This window comes from Mycobacterium sp. ACS4054 (assembly GCF_001667275.1).
Taxonomy (GTDB): domain Bacteria; phylum Actinomycetota; class Actinomycetes; order Mycobacteriales; family Mycobacteriaceae; genus Mycobacterium.
In genome coordinates this window covers 453,698-470,764 of record NZ_LZHV01000041.1, presented here as the reverse complement: position 1 = coordinate 470,764, position 17,067 = coordinate 453,698, and the positions used below count along the sequence as shown (strand labels likewise).

Here is a 17,067-nt window from a genome sequence, read left to right as displayed (position 1 = left end):
GAAGAAAGGAAATCCGTGACCGATACGGACCTGTTCACGGCTGACGCGAGCGCCGACAGCAATGAGGCGCCGAACGCTGTGACCCCAGACACATCTGACGTCAAAACCGATGCACCGGTTGGCTCACTGTCCACCATGGTGCTTCCCGAATTGCGCGCGCTGGCTAACGAGGTCGGCGTCAAGGGGACGTCGGGCATGCGCAAGAACGAACTCATCGCCGCCATAAAGGAAATCAGAGGACAGTCCAACGGGACTTCCGCCCCGGCCGAGGACGGCGGCACGCCCGAGGCCACCGCCGGCGCACCGGCCGCCGAGGAGAACCAGAACGGTTCGTCGACCGAGGCGCCCCGCCGTGAGCGGCGCAGCGCCTCCCGCGAGCCGGGATCGGCCCGCGCCGACGAGGCGGACGGCGAGCGCCCACGCAACCGCGAGGGCAACGCCGCCGGCGAGGACGACACCCGCCAGGGCGGCAAGAAAGACAACCAGAGCGGCGAGCGCGGCCAGGACGGCGGCGACCAAAGCGGTGAGCAGCAAGGCTCGGGCGGTCAGCAGTCTCGCGGCGGCTCGAACCAGAACCAGCAGGACGACGACGGCGAGGGCCGTCAGGGCCGCCGGGGCCGTCGCTTCCGTGACCGCGATCGCAGGCGGCGCGGCGAGCGATCCGGCGAGGGCGGCGACACCGAACTTCGTGAGGACGACGTCGTGCAGCCGGTCGCCGGCATCCTCGACGTTCTCGACAACTACGCGTTCGTCCGCACCTCCGGCTACCTGGCCGGTCCGCACGACGTCTACGTGTCGATGAACATGGTGCGCAAGAACGGTCTGCGCCGCGGTGACGCGGTGACCGGCGCGGTTCGCGTGCCCAAGGAGGGGGAGCAGCCCAACCAGCGGCAGAAGTTCAATCCGCTGGTGCGGCTGGACAGCGTCAACGGCGGCCCGGTCGAGGACGCCAAGAAGCGGCCCGACTTCACCAAGCTGACGCCGCTCTACCCCAACCAGCGGCTGCGCCTGGAAACCACGCCCGACCGGCTGACCACGCGGGTCATCGACCTGATCATGCCGATCGGTAAGGGCCAGCGCGCGCTGATCGTGTCGCCGCCCAAGGCCGGTAAGACGACGATCATGCAGGACATCGCCAACGCGATCACCAAGAACAACCCCGAATGCCACCTCATGGTCGTGCTCGTCGACGAGCGGCCCGAAGAGGTCACCGACATGCAGCGCTCGGTCAAGGGCGAGGTCATCGCCTCCACCTTCGACCGCCCGCCGTCGGACCACACCCAGGCCGCCGAGCTGGCGATCGAGCGCGCGAAGCGGCTCGTGGAGCAGGGCAAGGACGTCGTGGTGCTGCTCGACTCGATTACCCGCCTGGGGCGCGCCTACAACAACGCGTCGCCCGCGTCCGGCCGGATCCTGTCCGGTGGTGTCGACTCCACCGCGCTGTACCCGCCGAAGCGTTTCCTGGGTGCCGCGCGAAACATCGAGGAAGGCGGGTCGCTAACGATCATCGCCACCGCGATGGTCGAGACCGGGTCCACCGGTGACACGGTCATCTTCGAGGAGTTCAAGGGCACCGGTAACGCCGAGCTCAAGCTGGACCGCAAGATCGCCGAGCGTCGGGTCTTCCCGGCGGTCGACGTCAACCCGTCCGGTACCCGCAAGGACGAGCTGCTGCTCTCGCCCGACGAGTTCGGCATCGTGCACAAGCTGCGCCGGGTGCTGTCGGGGCTGGACTCCCACCAGGCGATCGACCTGCTGATGAGCCAGCTGCGCAAGACCAAGACGAACTACGAGTTCCTGGTGCAGGTGTCCAAGACGACACCGCAGATGGACAATGACTAAAGCCGAACCTCGGTTCCGGCGCAGCCGATGGCCCGGGAATGGGGACGGGCAACCCGTTGTTTTGGGAGAACATTGGTCGACTTGGCATAATCGACGCTCGACAAGATCGAAGAGGACAGCATGAAATCTGACATTCATCCCGCTTACGGTGAGACCACCGTGCACTGCGGTTGTGGGAACACCTTCACCACCCGCAGCACCAAGCCCGGCGGCAACATCGTCGTCGAGGTGTGCTCGCAGTGCCACCCGTTCTACACCGGTAAGCAGAAGATCCTCGACAGCGGCGGCCGCGTGGCCCGCTTCGAGAAGCGCTACGGCAAGCGCAAAGGTGCCGACAACACCGACAAGTAGCTGCGTTGCCGACGCCCGAACTGTGCAAGAGCACAGGCCGGGCGTCGGTTTGCGTTTGCGGCATCCAGGCGCGGAACCGGGCAGGAGGTGACACATGACGCAGCCGGTGCAGACGATTGACGTGCTGCTGGCCGAACACGCCGAGCTCGAGCAGCGGCTGGCGGATCCCGACCTGCACAGCAATCCCGCCGAGGCGCGCAAGGCCGGCCGCCGGTTCGCGCGGCTGGCCCCTATCGTCGCCACCTACCGCAAGCTGGAGTCGGCGCGCGACGACCTGGAGACCGCCCGGGAGCTGGCCGTCGACGACGAATCCTTCGCCGACGAGGTGACCGAGCTGCAGGAGCGGGTCGCCGAGCTGGACACCCAATTGACCGACATGCTGGCGCCCCGCGACCCGCATGACGCCGACGACATCGTGCTCGAAGTCAAATCCGGTGAGGGCGGCGAGGAATCGGCGTTGTTCGCCGCCGATCTGGCCAGGATGTACATCCGCTACGCCGAGCGGCACGGCTGGAACGTCACCGTGCTGGACGAGACGACGTCCGACCTCGGCGGCTATAAGGACGCGACGCTGAGCATCGCCAGCAAGGGCGACTCCGCCGACGGGGTATGGTCCCGCATGAAATTCGAGGGCGGCGTGCACCGGGTGCAGCGCGTCCCCGTGACGGAATCCCAAGGGCGCGTTCATACTTCGGCGGCTGGGGTACTCGTCTATCCCGAACCCGAGGAGGTGGGCGAGGTGCAGATCGACGAATCGGATCTGCGCATCGACGTGTACCGCTCCTCGGGCAAGGGCGGGCAAGGCGTGAACACCACCGACTCGGCGGTGCGAATCACGCACCTGCCCACCGGAATCGTGGTCACCTGCCAGAACGAGCGCTCGCAGCTGCAGAACAAAACGCGCGCGCTGCAGGTGCTGGCCGCGCGCCTGCAGGCGATGGCCGAGGAACAGGCGCTGGCCGATGCCTCGGCCGATCGGGCCAGCCAGATCCGGACCGTGGACCGCAGCGAACGCATCCGCACCTACAACTTCCCCGAGAACCGGATCACCGACCACCGGATCGGTTACAAGGCGCACAATCTCGACCAGGTGCTCGACGGCGACCTGGACGCGATGTTCGACGCGTTGGGCGCCGCGGACAAACAATCCCGGCTGCAACAGGCATGACCCCCCTGCGGCGCGCGATCGACTCCGCTGCGGCGACGCTCGCCGAGGCCGGGATCGACTCCGCGCGTTGGGATGCCGAGGAACTGGCGGCCCACCTGAGCGGCACCGAGCGCGGCCGGCTGGCCCTGCTCGAGTCGCCCGGTGACGACTTCCTCGACCGTTACCGCGACGTCGTCGCCGCGCGGTCCCGACGGGTGCCGTTGCAGCACCTCACCGGCACCGCCGCGTTCGGACCGTTGACGCTGCACGTCGGCCCCGGCGTCTTCATCCCGCGCCCGGAAACCGAAGCGCTGTTCGCGTGGGTCACCGAACAGTGCCTGCCCGCGCGGCCCGTGATCGTCGACCTGTGCACCGGTTCCGGGGCGTTGGCGGTGGCGTTGGCGCATCACCACCCGGCCGCCCGCGTCATCGGCGTCGATGACTCCGAGGCGGCCCTGCGCTACGCTCGGCGCAACGCGGCGGGCGCCGCGGTCGAACTCGTCCACGCCGACGTCACCGCGCCCGGCCTGCTGCCCGAACTGGACGGCGGTGTCGACCTGGTGGTGGCGAACCCGCCCTATGTCCCCGACTCCACCGCCGTGGAACCCGAAGTCGCCCAACACGATCCGCGCCACGCGGTATTCGGCGGTCCCGACGGGATGGCGGTGATCGGCCCCATCGTCGGCCTGGCCGGCCGCTGGCTGCGCCCGGGTGGCATCTTCGCCGTCGAGCACGACGACACCACGTCCGCGCGGACGGTCGAAATGGTCGCCGGCACGGCGCTTTTCGAAGACGTCCGGGCGCACAAAGACCTGGCCGGCCGGCCGCGATTCGTGACGGCCTACAAACAAGGCGGCGCCTTTGACTGAAGTCTTCGACTGCGCCGACCCCGACCAGCGGTCGCGCGGAATCGCCTCGGCGGCAGGGGCGCTCAAGGGCGGCCGGTTGGTCGTCATGCCGACCGACACCGTCTACGGCATCGGGGCCGACGCCTTCAACAGCGCCGCGGTCGGCGCCCTGCTGTCGGCGAAGGGCCGGGGCCGGGACATGCCCGTCGGCGTGCTGGTCGGCTCCTGGCACACCATCGAGGGTCTCGTCTACACCATGCCGGGCGGGGCCCGCGACCTGATCCGAGCCTTCTGGCCGGGCGCGCTGAGCCTGGTGGTGACGCAGGCGCCGTCGCTGCAGTGGGACCTCGGTGACGCCCGCGGCACCGTGATGCTGCGGATGCCGCTGCACCCGGTGGCCATCGAGCTGCTGCGCGAGGTGGGGCCCATGGCGGTGTCGAGCGCGAACGTCTCCGGTCGCCCGCCCGCGGTGGACGCCGCGCAGGCCCGTGACCAACTCGGCGATCTCGTCGACGTCTATCTCGACGCGGGCACGGCTGAGCAGCAGGCCGCCTCCACCATCGTCGACCTGACCGGCCTCGCCCCGCGCATCCTGCGGCCCGGCCCGGTGAGCGCCGAACGCATCGCGGAAGTTCTCGGCGTGGACGCCGAAAGCCTGACCGCCCAACCCTGACCGGAGCGGTGGTTGCCAGGTTGGTGCAGTACGGTCTCGACGTGTCCAGCGACCCGATCGGCGGTCCAGCCAACCTGGCCAGCGGTTTGCTCGCCCTGGCCGATCGCGGCGCCGGCGTCCCGCTGCGCGAGCTGGCGCTGGTGGGACTGACCGCGGCGATCATCACCTACTTCGCGACCGGACCGGTGCGGGTGCTCGCCACCCGGCTCGGCGCGGTCGCCTACCCCCGGGAACGCGACGTCCACGTGACACCGACCCCGCGGATGGGCGGGCTGGCGATGTTTCTCGGCGTCGTCTCGGCCGTCTTCCTGGCGTCCCAGCTTCCCGCCCTCACCCGCGGGTTCGTCTATTCGACCGGCATGCCCGCGGTGCTGGTGGCCGGCGCGGTGATCATGGGCATCGGCCTCATCGACGACCGCTGGGGGCTGGACGCCCTGACGAAGTTCGCCGGCCAGATCACCGCGGCCAGCGTGCTGGTCACCATGGGCGTCGCGTGGAGCGTCCTCTACATCCCGATCGGCGGCGTCGGCACCATCGTGCTGGACCAGGCCTCCTCGATCCTGCTCACGCTCGCGCTCACGGTGTCCATCGTCAACGCGATGAACTTCGTCGACGGGCTCGACGGGCTGGCCGCCGGGCTCGGCCTGATCACCGCGCTGGCCATCTGCATGTTCTCGGTCGGCCTGCTGCGCGACCATGGCGGCGACGCCCTGTTCTATCCGCCCGCAGTGATCTCCGTGGTGCTCGCGGGGGCCTGCCTGGGCTTCCTGCCGCACAACTTCCACCGGGCCAAGATCTTCATGGGCGATTCCGGCTCGATGCTGATCGGGCTGATGCTGGCCGCGGCTTCCACCACCGCGGCCGGCCCCGTCTCGCAGAACGCCTACGGGGCCCGCGACGTGTTCGCCCTGCTGTCGCCGTTCCTGCTGGTGGTCGCCGTCATGTTCGTGCCGATGCTCGATTTGCTGCTGGCGATCGTGCGCCGCACCCGCGCGGGCCGCAGCGCGTTCAGCCCCGACAAGATGCACCTGCACCACCGGCTGCTCCAGATCGGTCATTCCCACCGCCGGGTGGTATTGCTGATCTATCTATGGGTCGGCATCGTCGCGTTCGGCGCGGCCAGCACGATCTTCTTCAATCCGCGCGACACCGCCGCCGTGATGCTGGGCGCCATCGTGGTCGCCGGGATCGCGACCGCGATCCCGCTCATGCGGCGGGGCGGCGAGTACGACGACGAGGACTACGACAGCTAGTAGTAGTGGGCGGTCCTCGTATGGTACGGTGCAGGTAGAAGCCCAAAAAGCCGCACAAATAACCGGTCCACCGGACGCACATCCGGTCGGGTCGGCTGGGGACTCGCGTCGGGAGATACCCGTTGGGTGAAGCGACTGTGACGTGCGATACGCTCGGCGGGCCACCGATCGGTCGGTCGGGGGACTCCCGCTCTACAACTTGGGATTGAGGTGCTGCAGTGACGACACCAGCGCAGGACGCGCCGTTGGTGTTTCCCTCTGTTGCGTTCCGCCCGGTCCGCCTGTTCGTGCTCAGCCTCGCCGTCACCGCGATCGCCGTCGTGGCCGCCGCCCTGACCGGTCACCTGATGGTCGGCGTCTTCTTCGGCGTCGGGCTGCTACTCGGTTTGCTCAACGCCCTTCTGGTGCGTCGTTCGGTCGAATCGATCACCGCGAAAGAGCATCCGCTGAAAAGCACGATGGCGCTGAACTCGGCCACCCGGCTGGCCATCATCACGGTCGTCGGGCTGATCATCGCCTACGTGTTCCGGCCGGCCGGCCTGGGCGTGGTGTTCGGACTGGCCCTCTTTCAGGTCTTGCTGGTGGCATCGACGGCGCTTCCGGTGTGGAAGAAACTGCGCGCCGGCGACTGGGTGGAGGCCCAACCGTCGGGTGGCGGCGACGTGATCGCGGGCTCGGAAGGAACGGAAGGAAGAAGCGGCACCGATGACTGAGACGACGTTCCTGGCCGCCGCCATCGAAGTGGGGGAGCACAACGAAGCCAAATGGCTCGGCCTGACGGTCAACACGGACACGATCCTGTCGACCGCCATCGCCGCGGTGATCGTGCTGGCGCTGGCCTTCTTCCTGCGAGCGAAGATCACCTCCACCGGGGTCCCCAGCGGCGTTCAGTTGTTCTGGGAGGCCATCACGGTCCAGATGCGCGACCAGATCGAGAGCGCCGTCGGGATGCGGATCGCGCCGTTCGTATTGCCCCTTGCCGTCACCATTTTCGTGTTCATCCTGATCTCCAACTGGCTGTCGGTGCTGCCGCTGCAATACACCGACAAATCCGGGCACACCACCGAGCTGCTGAAGTCGGCCGCCGCGGACATCAATTACGTTTTGGCGCTGGCCCTGTTCGTATTCGTCTGCTATCACGTGGCGGGAATCTGGCGCCGCGGCATCGTCGGCCACCCCCTCGCCGTGCTCAAGGGTCACGTCGCGTTCCTGGCGCCGATCAACCTCGTCGAAGAGCTCGCCAAGCCGATCTCGTTGTCGCTCCGACTTTTCGGCAACATCTTCGCCGGCGGCATCCTGGTCGCGCTGATCGCGCTCTTCCCGCCGTACATCATGTGGGCGCCCAACGCCATCTGGAAGGCCTTCGACCTGTTCGTCGGGGCAATCCAGGCCTTCATCTTCTCGATCTTGACCATCCTGTACTTCAGCCAGGCCATGGAGATCGAGGAACACCATGACTGAGGTCACCAATCGTCTTGTCCCACACACCATTACAGAGGCCTGGTAGACCGCTACCAGATATCAAGGAGGAAAAAGAATGGCAGCCCTGGACCCACAAATCGCTGCCGCCGCTCTCATCGGCGGTGGCCTGATCATGGGTGGCGGCGCGATCGGCGCCGGCATCGGTGACGGTATCGCCGGTAACGCGCTGGTTTCCGGCATCGCCCGCCAGCCCGAGGCGCAGGGCCGGCTGTTCACGCCGTTCTTCATCACGGTCGGTCTTGTCGAGGCGGCCTACTTCATCAACCTGGCGTTCATGGCGTTGTTCGTCTTCGCGACCCCGGTCAAGTAATTCGCTGCAATGCGTGACGCGAGTCTGAGCATTTTGGCATCCAGCCAGGTGGTGGCCGAGGGAGGCAACAACTTCCTCGTCCCCAACGGCACCTTCTTCTTCGTGCTGGCCATCTTCCTGATCGTGCTGGCCGTCATCGGTACGTTCGTGGTGCCGCCGGTCATGCGGGTGTTGCGGGAACGCGACAACATGGTTGCCAAGACGGCCGCCGACAACAAGAAGGCGACCGAGCAGTTCGACGCCGCCAAGGCCGACTATGAGGAGGCCCTGACGGAGGGCCGGGTTCAGGCGTCGTCGTTGCGCGACAACGCCCGCGCCGAGGGGCGCAAGGTGGTCGAAGACGCGCGCGCCCGGGCCGAGCAGCAGGTGATGTCGACGTTGCAAATGTCATCCGAGCAGTTGAAGCGGGAGCGGGACGCCGTGGAGCTGGATCTGCGCGCCAATGTGGCGGGCATGGCGGCGACGCTGGCCAGCCGGATCCTCGGCGTCGAGGTGGCCGCCGCCACGTCGGCGACCGGGAAGTCTGGACGGTAATCGCGTATGTCGACTTTCATCGGTCAGTTGATCGGATTCGCGGCCATCGTGCTGCTGGTCTGGCGGTACGCCGTGCCGCCGGTGCGTCGTCTGATGGCCGCTCGTCAAGAGGCCGTGCGCCAGCAGCTGAAAGACTCTGCGGCAGCGGCGGATCGGTTGAAGGAGTCGGAAACGGCTCACAGCAACGCCGTGGAATCCGCCAAGACCGAGGCCGAGCAGCTCGTGGAAGAGGCCAAGACCGACGCGGGGCGCATCGCCGAGCAGTTCCGCGCCCAGGCCGAGTCGGAATCCGAACGCATCACCGTGCAGGGCGGCCGCCAGGTCGAGCTGCTGCGCACCCAGCTGAGCCGCCAGCTCCGCCTGGAACTCGGTCACGAGGCGGTGCGTCAGGCGGGTGAGTTGGTGCGGAATTTCGTAGCCGACCCCGAGCAGCAGTCCGGCACCGTCGATCGGTTCCTGGACGACCTCGAAGCGATGGCCCCGGCGCCCGCCGAGGTCCAGTACCCACTGTTGTCGAAGATGCGCTCCGCCAGTCGGGCGGCGGTGGCCGGCCTGTCCGAGCGGTTCGCCGACATCGCCAAAGACCTTGACAACAAAGCCCTTTCCAACCTGTCGGCCGAGCTCGTTTCGGTCGCCGAGATGCTGGACCGGGAGATCGTCGTCACCCGGTACTTGACGGTGCCGGCCGAGGACGCGACGCCCCGCGTCCGTCTGATCGAGCGGCTGGTGTCGGGCAAGGTCTCCGACGCCACGCTCGACGTCCTGCGGCTGGCCGTGTCGGAACGTTGGTCCGCCAACTCCGATTTGGGCGACGCGATCGAGCACATCTCGCGGCAGGCGTTGCTCGAAGTCGCCGAACGCGACGACAAGGTCGACGACGTCGAGGACCAGCTGTTCCGGTTCGCCCGCATCCTGGACGCGCAGCCGCGACTCTCGATCCTGTTGAGCGACTACGGCGTGCCGGTGGAAGGCCGGATCAACCTGCTGCGCAAGGTGCTTGACAGCTCCAGCGGCAGGGTCGACCCGATCGTCGTGTCGCTGTTGACGCAGACGGTCCAACTGCTCCGGGGTGAGTCGGCCGAGGAAGCCATCGAATTCCTGGCGAAGGTCGCGGTGGCACGCCGCGGTGAGATCGTCGCGCAGGTCAGCGCGGCGGCCGAACTCAGCGATGCCCAGCGCTCTCGCCTCACCGACGTGCTCGGCCGGATCTACGGTCATCCGGTGACGGTGCAGCTGCATACCTCCGAGGAGCTACTGGGTGGCCTGCTCATCTCCGTGGCGGACGAAGTGATTGACGGGACACTCGCTTCGCGCCTCGCCGCTGCCCAGGCCCAATTGCCCGACTGACACCAATCACGCCCGATAACCACACGCGATACCAAGATCAAGTAGGAAGACGAAAAGCCATGGCCGAGTTGACAATCTCCGCTGATGACATCCAGAGCGCCATCGAGGAGTACGTAGGCTCTTTCACCTCCGACACCTCGCGCGAGGAGGTCGGTACCGTCGTCGAGGCCGGGGACGGCATCGCGCATGTCGAAGGCCTGCCCTCCGTCATGACGCAGGAACTGCTCGAGTTCCCGGGTGGGGTCCTCGGTGTCGCGCTGAACCTCGACGAGCACAGCGTCGGCGCGGTGATCTTGGGTGACTTCGAGAAAATCGAAGAGGGCCAACAGGTCAAGCGCACCGGCGAGGTTCTGTCCGTGCCCGTCGGCGACGCCTTCCTGGGTCGCGTCGTCAACCCGCTCGGCCAGCCCATCGACGGCCGGGGCGACATCGACACCGACATCCGGCGCGCGCTCGAGATCCAGGCGCCGTCCGTGGTGCAGCGGCAAAGCGTGAGCGAGCCGCTGCAGACCGGCATCAAGGCCATCGACGCGATGACGCCGATCGGTCGCGGCCAGCGGCAGCTGATCATCGGCGACCGCAAGACCGGCAAGACCGCAGTCTGCGTCGACACCATCCTCAACCAGCGTGAGAACTGGGAGAGCGGCGACGAGAAGAAGCAGGTCCGCTGCGTGTACGTGGCCATCGGCCAGAAGGGCACCACGATCGCCTCGGTCCGCCGGGCGCTCGAAGAGGGCGGCGCGATGGACTACACCACCATCGTCGCGGCCCCGGCCTCCGACTCGGCCGGCTTCAAATGGCTTGCGCCGTACACCGGTTCGGCGATCGCCCAGCACTGGATGTACGACGGCAAGCACGTGCTGATCGTGTTCGACGACCTGAGCAAGCAGGCCGAGGCGTACCGCGCGATCTCGCTGTTGCTGCGTCGCCCGCCGGGCCGCGAGGCCTACCCCGGTGACGTGTTCTACCTGCACTCGCGGCTGCTGGAGCGCTGCGCGAAGCTCTCCGACGAGCTCGGGGGTGGCTCGCTGACCGGCCTGCCGATCATCGAGACGAAGGCCAACGACATCTCGGCCTACATCCCCACCAACGTCATCTCGATCACCGACGGGCAGTGCTTCCTGGAGTCCGATTTGTTCAACCAGGGTGTGCGCCCGGCCATCAACGTCGGTGTGTCGGTGTCCCGCGTGGGTGGTGCGGCGCAGATCAAGGCCATGAAAGAGGTGGCCGGCTCGCTGCGTCTGGACCTCTCGCAGTACCGCGAATTGGAATCGTTCGCGGCGTTCGCATCGGACCTGGATGCGACGTCGAAGGCGCAGCTGGAGCGCGGCGAGCGGCTGGTCGAACTGCTCAAACAACCGCAGTACCAGCCCATGCCCGTTGAGGAGCAGGTGGTTTCGATCTTCCTGGGCACCGGCGGTCACCTGGACTCCGTGCCCGTCGAGGACGTCCGGCGCTTCGAAACCGAACTGCTGGACCACATGCGGGCCTCGGAGGAGAGCTTCCTGTCCGGCGTGCGCGACAGCGGCAAGCTCTCGGAAGAGGGTGAGAACCAGCTGACCGAGATCATCAAGAACTTCAAGAAGGGCTTCGCGGCCACCGGCGGCGGCTCGGTGGTGCCCGACGAGCACGTCGAGCCCCTGGATGAAGAAGACCTCGAAAAGGAGTCGGTGCAGGTCAAGAAGGAGAAGCCGAAGGACAAGAAGGAAACCAAGAGCGACTCCGGCAAGGACAAGAAGTAGCTAAGTATGGCTGCCACACTTCGCGAACTACGCGGCCGGATCCGCTCCGCAGGGTCGATCAAAAAGATCACCAAGGCCCAGGAGATGATCGCGACGTCGCGCATCGGCAAGGCGCAGGCCCGGCTGGAAGCCGCCCGGCCCTACGCCTTCCAGATCACCTCCATGCTCACCACGCTGTCTTCCGAGGCCGCGCTGGATCACCCGTTGCTGGTCGAACGGGAAGAACCCAGGCGGGCCGGTGTGCTGGTGGTGTCCTCCGATCGGGGCCTGTGCGGCGCCTACAACTCCAGCATCTTCCGTCGGGCAGAAGAGCTGTTCTCGCTGCTGAGGGAGGAAGGCAAGACGCCGGTCGTGTACACGGTCGGCCGAAAGGCGCAGAACTACTTCAAGTTCCGCAATTGGGACATCACCGAGTCGTGGACGGGCTTCTCCGAGCAACCCAAGTACGAGAACGCCGCGGAGATCGCCGAGACCCTGGTCGAGACGTTCATGAAGGGCGCCGGCGACGACGAGTCATCGGACGACCAGGGCGTCGACGAACTGCACATCGTCTACTCGGAGTTCAAGTCGATGATGTCGCAGGCCGCGGCGGCCCACCGCATCGCTCCGCTGGTCGTGGAGTACGTCGAGGACACCGACGAACTCCACACGCTGTACTCGTTCGAGCCGGACGCGACAACGCTTTTCGAGTCGCTCTTGCCGCGGTACGTGACCACCCGCGTCTACGCCGCACTGCTCGAATCGGCGGCATCGGAGCTCGCGTCGCGCCAACGAGCGATGAAGTCCGCGACGGACAACGCGGACGACCTGATCAAGGAGCTGACGCTGATGGCGAACCGCGAGCGGCAGGCCCAGATCACCCAAGAGATCAGCGAAATCGTCGGCGGCGCAAACGCGCTCGCCGACGCTCAGTAGCACACGAGGAAGAGAAGAAGAATATGGCTGCTACTTCTGGAACCGCAGAGAAGACCGACAAGTCCACCAAATCCGAGACCAGCGGCCGCGTGGTGCGGATCACCGGCCCGGTGGTTGACGTCGAGTTCCCGCGCGGGTCCGTACCGGAACTGTTCAACGCGCTCAACGCCGAGATCACGTTCGAGGAACTCAAGAAGACCCTCACGCTCGAGGTCGCACAGCACCTCGGCGACAACCTGGTCCGCACGATTTCGTTGCAGCCCACCGACGGTCTGGTGCGCGGGGTCGAGGTCACCGACTCCGGCAAGTCGATCTCGGTGCCGGTCGGCCAGGAAGTCAAGGGCCACGTCTTCAACGCGCTGGGCGACTGCCTGGACAAGCCCGGATACGGCGAGGACTTCGAGCACTGGTCCATCCACCGCAAGCCGCCGCCCTTCGAGGAACTCGAGCCCCGCACCGAGATGCTCGAGACCGGGCTGAAGGTGGTCGACCTGCTCACCCCGTACGTGCGAGGCGGCAAGATCGCGCTGTTCGGCGGTGCCGGCGTGGGCAAAACGGTGCTGATCCAGGAGATGATCAACCGTATCGCCCGAAACTTCGGTGGTACTTCGGTTTTCGCCGGCGTAGGGGAGCGCACCCGCGAGGGCAACGACCTGTGGGTCGAGCTCAAAGAGGCCGACGTGCTCAAGGACACCGCGCTGGTGTTCGGTCAGATGGACGAGCCGCCCGGCACCCGTATGCGGGTGGCGCTGTCGGCGCTGACGATGGCCGAGTGGTTCCGCGACGAGGCCGGCCAGGACGTGCTGCTGTTCATCGACAACATCTTCCGGTTCACGCAGGCCGGATCCGAGGTGTCCACGCTGCTCGGCCGCATGCCGTCCGCGGTGGGTTACCAGCCCACGCTGGCCGACGAGATGGGTGAGCTGCAGGAGCGCATCACCTCGACCCGCGGCCGTTCGATCACGTCCATGCAGGCGGTCTACGTGCCCGCCGATGACTACACCGACCCCGCGCCGGCGACGACGTTCGCCCACCTGGACGCGACCACCGAGCTGTCGCGTTCGGTGTTCTCCAAGGGCATCTTCCCGGCGGTGGACCCGCTGGCGTCGAGCTCGACCATCCTCGACCCGAGTGTCGTCGGTGACGAGCACTACCGCGTCGCGCAGGAAGTCATCCGAATCCTGCAGCGGTACAAGGACCTCCAGGACATCATCGCCATCCTTGGTATCGATGAGCTGTCCGAAGAGGACAAGCAGCTGGTGCAGCGCGCGCGGCGCATCGAGCGGTTCCTGTCGCAGAACATGATGGCGGCCGAGCAGTTCACCGGCCAACCGGGTTCCACGGTTCCGCTGAAGGAGACCATCGAGGCTTTCGACCGCCTGTCCAAGGGCGACTTCGACCACATCCCCGAGCAGGCCTTCTTCCTGATCGGCGGCCTCGACGACCTGGCCAAGAAAGCCGAAAGCTTCGGCGCCAAGTTGGATTCCTGAGGACTGAGCGCTGAGGCTCTGAAAGGCTCTGTGGCATGGCCGAATTGAACGTCGAGATAGTCGCCGTCGACCGGAAGATCTGGTCGGGTGAAGCAACGTTTTTGTTCACCCGCACCACCGTCGGCGAGATCGGCATCCTGCCCCGGCACATCCCGGTGGTCGCCCAGCTGGTCGACGACGCGATGGTGCGCGTCGAACGCGAAGGCGAAGACGACCTGCGGGTCGCCATCGAAGGCGGGTTCCTCTCGGTCACCGAGGAGACGGTGACCGTCCTGGCGGAGTCGGCCGCGTTCGAGTCCGAGATCGACGAAAGCGCCGCCAGGGAGGATTCGGAGTCCGACGATCCCCGCATCGCGGCGCGCGGACGCGGCAGATTGCGCGCCGTCGGCGCGATCGACTAGCCGGCCTCGGAGAAGGCCATGAGCGCGCCCATGATCGGCATGGTCGTGCTCGTCGTCGTCCTAGCGGGCGCGGTCGTCGCGCTCAGCTATCGACTCTGGAAGCTGCGCCAGGGCGGCACCGCGGGGATCATGCGAGACATCCCCGCGGTCGGCGGCCACGGCTGGCGGCACGGCGTGATCCGTTACCGCGGCGGTGAGGCCGCGTTTTACCGGCTCTCCAGCCTGCGGCTGTGGCCGGACCGTCGGCTCAGCCGCAGGGGGGTGGAGATCGTGGCCCGGCGTGCGCCGCGCGGCGACGAATTCGACATCATGACCGACGAGATCGTGGTGGTGGAGCTGCGCGACACGACGCAGGACCGCAGGACCGGCTACGAGATCGCCCTGGACAAGGGCGCATTGACGGCGTTCCTGTCCTGGCTGGAGTCCCGTCCCTCGCCGCGCGCGCGTCGTCGCAGCGTTTAGGTCTTGCGCCGCAAGTCAACTCGCGCCTGGCGCCCCGCCGCCCGGTTTCCAGAGCACGTCGCCCTCGGGATTGGCCGCGCGCGCCAGGATGAAAAGCAGGTCCGACAGGCGGTTCAAGTATTTTGCCGGCAGGACGTTGACCTGCTGGGGCGCCGCGTCGATGGCCGCCCACGCCGACCGTTCCGCTCGACGCGCGACCGTGCGGGCAACGTGCAGCAGCGCCGACAACGGCGAACCACCCGGCAGCACAAAGGAATTCAGCGCCGGCAGGTTCTCGTTATATTTGTCACACCAACCCTCGAGCCGGTCGATGTAGGGCTGGGTGACCCGCAGCGGGGGATGCTCGGGGTTTTCCACCACCGGGGTGGACAGGTCAGCACCGGCGTCGAACAGGTCGTTCTGGATCTGACGCAGCACGCCGGCGATTTCCTCGTCGGGCTGACCCAGGGCGACCGCCACGCCGATCGCCGAGTTCGCCTCGTCACAATCCGCGTAGGCGACCAGGCGCGGATCGTTCTTGGAGACCCGCGAGAAGTCGCTCAATCCCGTCGTGCCGTCGTCACCGGTCCGGGTATAGATGCGGGTCAGGTGTATCGCCATGAGCAGAACGGTACTGCGGCCCGCGACGAGCCGGCGCCTTGGCTCGGCTGACTGCTTGACTGACAACCCGAAACCGCTTCACTAGACTGACGCGGGTGGCTGAGCGATTCGTGGTGACCGGCGGCAACCGGTTGTCCGGCGAAGTCGCGGTGGGGGGCGCCAAGAACAGCGTGCTCAAGCTGATGGCCGCGGCGCTGCTGGCCGAAGGCACCAGCACCATCACCAACTGCCCCGACATCCTCGACGTGCCGTTGATGGCGGAAGTGCTGCGCGGGCTGGGCGCCACCGTCGAGCTCGACGGCGACGTCGCCCGCATCACCTCGCCGGACGAACCGAAGTACGACGCCGACTTCGCGGCGGTCCGGCAGTTCCGGGCTTCGGTGTGCGTGCTCGGGCCGCTGGTCGGCCGGTGCAAGCGCGCCAGGGTCGCGCTGCCGGGCGGTGACGCGATCGGGTCGCGCCCGCTGGACATGCATCAGGCGGGCCTGCGCCAGCTCGGCGCGCAATGCAACATCGAGCACGGCTGCGTCGTCGCCCAGGCCGACACGTTGCGCGGCGCCGAGATCCAACTGGAATTTCCGTCGGTGGGCGCCACCGAGAACATCCTGATGGCCGCCGTGCTGGCCGAGGGTGTCACCACCATCCACAACGCGGCGCGCGAACCCGATGTCGTCGACCTGTGCACCATGCTGAACCAGATGGGTGCGCGGGTCGAAGGCGCCGGATCGCCGACCATGACCATCACCGGCGTCCCGCGGCTACACCCGACCGAGCACCGGGTGATCGGGGACCGCATCGTCGCCGCCACCTGGGGCATCGCCGCCGCGATGACGCGGGGTGACATCTCGGTCACCGGCGTCGACCCCGCCCACCTGCAGGTGGTCCTGCACAAGCTGCACGACGCCGGCGCCACCGTCACCCAGACGGACAACAGCTTTCGGATCACCCAGTACGAGCGCCCGAAGGCGGTCAACGTCGCCACGCTGCCGTTTCCCGGATTCCCCACGGATTTGCAGCCGATGGCCATCGCGCTGGCGTCCATCGCCGACGGCACATCGATGATCACGGAGAACGTGTTCGAGGCGCGCTTTCGCTTTGTCGAAGAGATGATCCGGTTGGGCGCCGACGCCCGCACCGACGGCCACCACGCGGTCGTCCGCGGCCTGCCGCAATTGTCGAGCGCACCCGTGTGGTGTTCCGACATTCGGGCCGGCGCCGGCCTGGTGTTGGCGGGCCTGGTGGCCGACGGTGACACCGAGGTTCACGACGTCTTCCACATCGATCGCGGCTACCCGTTGTTCGTGGAGAACCTGTCGATTTTGGGAGCGGAGATCGAGCGGGTAGAGTAGCCAAAGTCAGTGCCCCACAGGGGCGGTCGCCACACCAGGCGGCCGACAACCCGGGCCCTTGACTCCCTCGCTGGATTGGTACTAGCCTGGCACGGCTGCTCCCGAGACGGTCTGCAGAAGACCAAAACTGGGAGTTGACTCCTCTGCCGGACCTGTATTAAGCTGGCAGGGTTGCCCCAAAACGGGCGAAACAAGTGTTGTTTGAGAACTCAATAGTGTGTTTGGTCTTTTTATTTGTTGTTGTTTTTTTGGCCATACCTAGCACTCCCCGTGTGTGGGTATGGCAATTTTTGATGCCAGTTAAATGGCGTCTTGTCAGGT

18 protein-coding genes are annotated in these 17,067 nt (G+C 66.8%); 17 read left to right on the top strand and 1 reads right to left on the bottom strand.

Going from position 1 to position 17,067, the window contains the following annotated elements:
• Nucleotides 1-15: 15 nt before the first annotated feature.
• From rho to A5730_RS10975, 16 genes are all read left to right on the top strand, one after another.
• Nucleotides 16-1,842: a transcription termination factor Rho gene (rho, locus tag A5730_RS11050; protein ID WP_067899469.1), complete on the top strand. Its 1,827-nt coding sequence runs from the start codon at nt 16-18 to the stop codon at nt 1,840-1,842.
• Nucleotides 1,843-1,962: 120 nt separating this feature from the next.
• Nucleotides 1,963-2,193: a 50S ribosomal protein L31 gene (rpmE, locus tag A5730_RS11045; protein WP_055402362.1), complete on the top strand. Its 231-nt coding sequence runs from the start codon at nt 1,963-1,965 to the stop codon at nt 2,191-2,193.
• A gap of 94 nt (nt 2,194-2,287) precedes the next feature.
• Entirely contained in the window at nt 2,288-3,361 is a 1,074-nt protein-coding gene (gene prfA / locus A5730_RS11040; protein WP_067899466.1) for a peptide chain release factor 1, read from the top strand.
• Nucleotides 3,358-4,209 (top strand): peptide chain release factor N(5)-glutamine methyltransferase, encoded by an 852-nt coding sequence (prmC, locus tag A5730_RS11035; RefSeq protein ID WP_067899464.1) that lies wholly within the window; start codon nt 3,358-3,360, stop codon nt 4,207-4,209. The genes prfA and prmC overlap by 4 nt, the downstream gene beginning before the upstream one ends.
• Entirely contained in the window at nt 4,202-4,861 is a 660-nt protein-coding gene (locus A5730_RS11030; protein WP_067899463.1) for an L-threonylcarbamoyladenylate synthase, read from the top strand. Before prmC ends, A5730_RS11030 begins: the two co-directional genes overlap by 8 nt.
• 23 nt (nt 4,862-4,884) lie before the next feature.
• Nucleotides 4,885-6,114, top strand: coding sequence for a glycosyltransferase family 4 protein (locus A5730_RS11025; RefSeq protein ID WP_156349507.1), 1,230 nt, complete (start codon nt 4,885-4,887; stop codon nt 6,112-6,114).
• Between the two features lie 218 nt (nt 6,115-6,332).
• A complete protein-coding gene (locus A5730_RS11020) occupies nt 6,333-6,827 on the top strand; it encodes an ATP synthase subunit I (RefSeq protein ID WP_067899461.1) in 495 nt (164 codons plus the stop codon).
• Nucleotides 6,820-7,575, top strand: coding sequence for a F0F1 ATP synthase subunit A (gene atpB, locus A5730_RS11015; protein ID WP_067899458.1), 756 nt, complete (start codon nt 6,820-6,822; stop codon nt 7,573-7,575). Before A5730_RS11020 ends, atpB begins: the two co-directional genes overlap by 8 nt.
• Nucleotides 7,576-7,660: 85 nt before the next feature.
• Entirely contained in the window at nt 7,661-7,906 is a 246-nt protein-coding gene (locus A5730_RS11010; protein ID WP_065052998.1) for a F0F1 ATP synthase subunit C, read from the top strand.
• A gap of 9 nt (nt 7,907-7,915) precedes the next feature.
• Nucleotides 7,916-8,440: a F0F1 ATP synthase subunit B gene (locus tag A5730_RS11005; RefSeq protein WP_067899456.1), complete on the top strand. Its 525-nt coding sequence runs from the start codon at nt 7,916-7,918 to the stop codon at nt 8,438-8,440.
• A 6-nt stretch (nt 8,441-8,446) separates the two neighbouring features.
• On the top strand, nt 8,447-9,787 hold the full coding sequence (locus A5730_RS11000; RefSeq protein ID WP_067899454.1) for a F0F1 ATP synthase subunit B/delta: 1,341 nt from the start codon (nt 8,447-8,449) through the stop codon (nt 9,785-9,787).
• Nucleotides 9,788-9,846: 59 nt separating this feature from the next.
• The gene (atpA, locus tag A5730_RS10995; RefSeq protein ID WP_067899452.1) at nt 9,847-11,529 is read left to right on the top strand and encodes a F0F1 ATP synthase subunit alpha; all 1,683 of its coding nucleotides are present in this window, start codon (nt 9,847-9,849) and stop codon (nt 11,527-11,529) included.
• Between the two features lie 6 nt (nt 11,530-11,535).
• Nucleotides 11,536-12,444, top strand: a complete 909-nt coding sequence (locus tag A5730_RS10990; protein WP_067899450.1) for a F0F1 ATP synthase subunit gamma — start codon at nt 11,536-11,538, stop codon at nt 12,442-12,444.
• A 23-nt stretch (nt 12,445-12,467) separates the two neighbouring features.
• Nucleotides 12,468-13,934 carry a F0F1 ATP synthase subunit beta gene (atpD, locus tag A5730_RS10985; RefSeq protein WP_067899449.1) on the top strand — a complete coding sequence of 489 codons (1,467 nt, stop codon included), beginning with the start codon at nt 12,468-12,470 and terminating at the stop codon, nt 13,932-13,934.
• Between the two features lie 35 nt (nt 13,935-13,969).
• Nucleotides 13,970-14,335, top strand: a complete 366-nt coding sequence (locus A5730_RS10980; protein ID WP_067747732.1) for a F0F1 ATP synthase subunit epsilon — start codon at nt 13,970-13,972, stop codon at nt 14,333-14,335.
• An 18-nt stretch (nt 14,336-14,353) separates the two neighbouring features.
• Nucleotides 14,354-14,797 carry a DUF2550 domain-containing protein gene (locus A5730_RS10975; RefSeq protein WP_055405686.1) on the top strand — a complete coding sequence of 148 codons (444 nt, stop codon included), beginning with the start codon at nt 14,354-14,356 and terminating at the stop codon, nt 14,795-14,797.
• A gap of 15 nt (nt 14,798-14,812) precedes the next feature.
• Here A5730_RS10975 and A5730_RS10970 read toward each other — a convergent pair whose 3' ends face one another.
• Nucleotides 14,813-15,397 (bottom strand): cob(I)yrinic acid a,c-diamide adenosyltransferase, encoded by a 585-nt coding sequence (locus A5730_RS10970; RefSeq protein WP_067899432.1) that lies wholly within the window; start codon nt 15,395-15,397, stop codon nt 14,813-14,815.
• Between the two features lie 95 nt (nt 15,398-15,492).
• Between A5730_RS10970 and murA the strand changes: the two genes are divergently transcribed.
• Nucleotides 15,493-16,746: a UDP-N-acetylglucosamine 1-carboxyvinyltransferase gene (gene murA / locus A5730_RS10965; protein ID WP_067899412.1), complete on the top strand. Its 1,254-nt coding sequence runs from the start codon at nt 15,493-15,495 to the stop codon at nt 16,744-16,746.
• Nucleotides 16,747-17,067: the final 321 nt, after the last annotated feature.

Excerpts from the sequence above, each read along its gene's own strand:
- A5730_RS10975 (WP_055405686.1), top strand. The coding sequence starts at position 14,354 with ATGAGCGCGCCCATGATCGGCATGGTCGTGCTCGTCGTCGTCCTAGCG.
- A5730_RS10990 (WP_067899450.1), top strand. The coding sequence starts at position 11,536 with ATGGCTGCCACACTTCGCGAACTACGCGGCCGGATCCGCTCCGCAGGG.
- atpA (WP_067899452.1), top strand. The coding sequence starts at position 9,847 with ATGGCCGAGTTGACAATCTCCGCTGATGACATCCAGAGCGCCATCGAG.
- prfA (WP_067899466.1), top strand. The coding sequence starts at position 2,288 with ATGACGCAGCCGGTGCAGACGATTGACGTGCTGCTGGCCGAACACGCC.
- A5730_RS11000 (WP_067899454.1), top strand. The coding sequence starts at position 8,447 with ATGTCGACTTTCATCGGTCAGTTGATCGGATTCGCGGCCATCGTGCTG.
- atpB (WP_067899458.1), top strand. The coding sequence starts at position 6,820 with ATGACTGAGACGACGTTCCTGGCCGCCGCCATCGAAGTGGGGGAGCAC.
- A5730_RS11005 (WP_067899456.1), top strand. The coding sequence starts at position 7,916 with ATGCGTGACGCGAGTCTGAGCATTTTGGCATCCAGCCAGGTGGTGGCC.
- rpmE (WP_055402362.1), top strand. The coding sequence starts at position 1,963 with ATGAAATCTGACATTCATCCCGCTTACGGTGAGACCACCGTGCACTGC.
- atpD (WP_067899449.1), top strand. The coding sequence starts at position 12,468 with ATGGCTGCTACTTCTGGAACCGCAGAGAAGACCGACAAGTCCACCAAA.
- A5730_RS10980 (WP_067747732.1), top strand. The coding sequence starts at position 13,970 with ATGGCCGAATTGAACGTCGAGATAGTCGCCGTCGACCGGAAGATCTGG.
- A5730_RS10970 (WP_067899432.1), bottom strand. The coding sequence starts at position 15,397 with ATGGCGATACACCTGACCCGCATCTATACCCGGACCGGTGACGACGGC.
- prmC (WP_067899464.1), top strand. The coding sequence starts at position 3,358 with ATGACCCCCCTGCGGCGCGCGATCGACTCCGCTGCGGCGACGCTCGCC.